Here is a 2,609-nt window from a genome sequence, read left to right on the forward strand (position 1 = left end):
AGCGCGGCGCGGCGCGCAGCGGCACGCGCGGCGCCGCCAGCCACGTCGGCCGGCGCGGCGGCGACGCGACCGGCCGCAGCGACACCGGCGAGCGGCGGCTGCCGTTGAGACTGCTGGCGACCAGCGGCGGCAGACAGCAGGGCAGCGGCGCCGGCAGAGCGGGAACGGGCGGCAGAGGCCGCGGCACGGCGCGCGTGCAGAGCGGCTCGACCGCCGGCAGCGGTGTTGCCGGCGAACCGGTCGAGCTGCCGTTCGTGCCGACCGCGGTCAACTCCGTCGCGCCGTACCTGCGCTCGCTCGTCGCGACCTACTTCCCGTCGAGATGAGTCACGCACGCGCCGCTCTCCCTCGCGCCGTGCGTGATGGCGGCGTCCGCGCGCGTGACCTCCTCCCCCTCGCGGCCGCAACCGCGCGCCGGGCGGCCGGCTCCCGTTGAGCCTGCTCGCACCCTGGTTCCTCGCCGGGCTGCTGGTGCTCGCGCCGCTGCTGACGCTGCATCTGCGCCGACGGCGCCGACGGCAGGAGGTCGCGAGCCTGCTGCTGTGGCGCGAGCTGGCGAGCGCGGCGCCCGGCCGCCGGCGGACCGCGCTCGTGCCGTCGCTGCTGCTGTTGCTGCAGGTGCTGATCGTCGTGTTGCTCGTGCTCGCGCTCGCGCGCCCGGCGCGGGACGGTGCCGAGGCGGGCGCCGGGCTCGCGCCGCAGGTCTACGTGCTCGACGACTCGCGAACGATGCGCGCGACCGACGTCGCGCCTGATCGTCTCACCGCCGTCCGGCGCGACCTCGAGCGCCGCCTGGCGAGGCTGCCGGCCGCGACCCCGGTGACGGTGGTGGCAGCCGGCGCGGTCCCGCGGCTGCTCGTCGCCGGCGCGAGTCCGGACGCTGCCAGCGACGCGCTCGCCGACCTGCGCGCGACCGCGCCCAACGCCGACCTGCGCGCCGGGCTGACGCTCGCCGGCGGCCAGCTGCACCGCGCCGGCGGCACGGTCACGCTCGTCCATGCGATCGAGAACAGCGCGCCGCGCGTGGAGCGCGACGGCGTCGCCTACGCCGCCGTCACGGTCGGGACGCGGGCCGACGATCAGGTGCTGGAGCAGCCAATCGCCCGCTGCGCGCCGGTCGCGACACCCGCCCCCGCCGCCGGCGCGACAAGGCCCGCCGGCCCGCCATCCGCCGGCTCGCCCGCCGCGCCGCCCACCTGCACCGTCTTCGCCGCCGTCCGCAACGACGGTGACGCCAGCCTTGGCGAGCGGCTGGTCGTCGAGCGCGACGGCACGGCGACGGCGTCGCGTGCGCTCACGCTCGCGCCGGGAGAGCGCGTCGAAGTCGCGTTCCCGGCGCCGGCGGGCGCCCGCCTGACGATCCGGCTCGACAGCAGCACCGGCACCGCGGCCGACAGCGCCACCGTCACCGTCCCCGCGCCGGCCTCTCCGACGGCGGTCACGCTCGTCTCCGACCGCCCGGCCGACGCGCCGCTGGCGCGAGCGCTCGCGGCGACGCCCGGCGTCACGCTGCGGCTGATCCCTCCGCAGGACTACACGGCCGCCGACGCGTCCACGCCGGACCTGCTCGTGCTCGACCGCTGGCTGCCCGACGGCGAGCTGCCGGCCGCCCGCTCGTTGCTGCTCGTCGCACCGCCCCGGCTGCCCGGCGGCCGCGTCGGCGCCGCGCTCGCGGATCCCACGCTCAGCGGTACCGCGGCGGCCACTTTGCTGCTGGCCGGCGTCGACCTCGACGCGCTCGCGATCGACGCCGGCGCGGCGCGGCGGACCACGCTGCCGACCGCGCTCCGCGCGCTTGCGTGGGCGCCGGGCGGCCCGCTGCTGGCGGCCGGCACGATCCCAGGCGAGCGGCCCGAGCGGATCGCGCTGCTGACCTTCGACCCACAGGCTTCGACGCTCCCGCAGCTGCCCGCGTTCCCGATCCTGCTCGCGAACGTCGTCGCGTGGGCGAGCGGCGGCGCGGCGGACCTCGCGGCGGCAGGCGCCGGCGATGCGACGAGCGCTGCCGCGACCGACGCTTCCGCTGCCGACCCCGTCATCCTGCGCGCGAGCGACGGCGGCGGAACGCTGCCAGGCCCGCCGCGCGAGTGGTGGCCGTGGCTGGTCGCCGCCGGCCTGCTCCTGCTGCTTGCCGAGTGGTCGTACCCGCGCTGGCCGCGCCGCCGGGAGAGTGCGGCATGAGCCTCGACGCCCCGCTGTGGCTGCTCGCGCTCCTGCCGCTCGCCGCGGCCGCGTTGCTGCTGCGCCCGCGCGCGTCCGCCACCGCGCGCACCGGCCGCAGGGCCGGATCGCGCAACGCCGCTCCCGCCGCCGGCCGCACCGAACCCGCCACCTGGGCCGCCTGGGCCCTGCGCGCCGCAGCCGCCGTCGCGCTCGTCGTCGCGCTCGCGCAGCCGCAGCGCGGTCCCGACGAGCCGGCCGCGACCGTCCTGCTGCTCGACCGCTCCGCCAGCGTCGACGACGCGATGAGCGCGCGCGAGCGCGCCTGGGTGCGAGCCGCGATCGCCGAGCAGGCCTGCGCCACGCCCTGCCGCGTCGTCCAGTTCGCCGCGACCGCCGCCTTCGCGGGGCTCCCGGCGAGCGGCGCGCTGCCGCCGGCGGCGCCGCTC

1 protein-coding gene and 2 pseudogenes are annotated in these 2,609 nt (G+C 79.0%); all 3 read left to right on the forward strand.

The features are described 5' to 3' along the window. Positions 1-326 (forward strand): annotated as a pseudogene (locus R7226_RS31230) (hypothetical protein); the annotation flags it as partial. 106 nt (positions 327-432) lie between these two features. Continuing rightward, positions 433-2,181, forward strand: coding sequence for a vWA domain-containing protein (locus R7226_RS31235; protein ID WP_318601470.1), 1,749 nt, complete (start codon positions 433-435; stop codon positions 2,179-2,181). Then, positions 2,178-2,609 (forward strand): annotated as a pseudogene (locus tag R7226_RS31240) (hypothetical protein); the annotation flags it as partial. The gene R7226_RS31235 and the pseudogene R7226_RS31240, both read left to right, overlap by 4 nt.

Origin of the sequence: Conexibacter stalactiti (assembly GCF_033542075.1) — a bacterium.
Classification (GTDB): Bacteria; Actinomycetota; Thermoleophilia; order Solirubrobacterales; family Solirubrobacteraceae; genus Conexibacter; species Conexibacter stalactiti.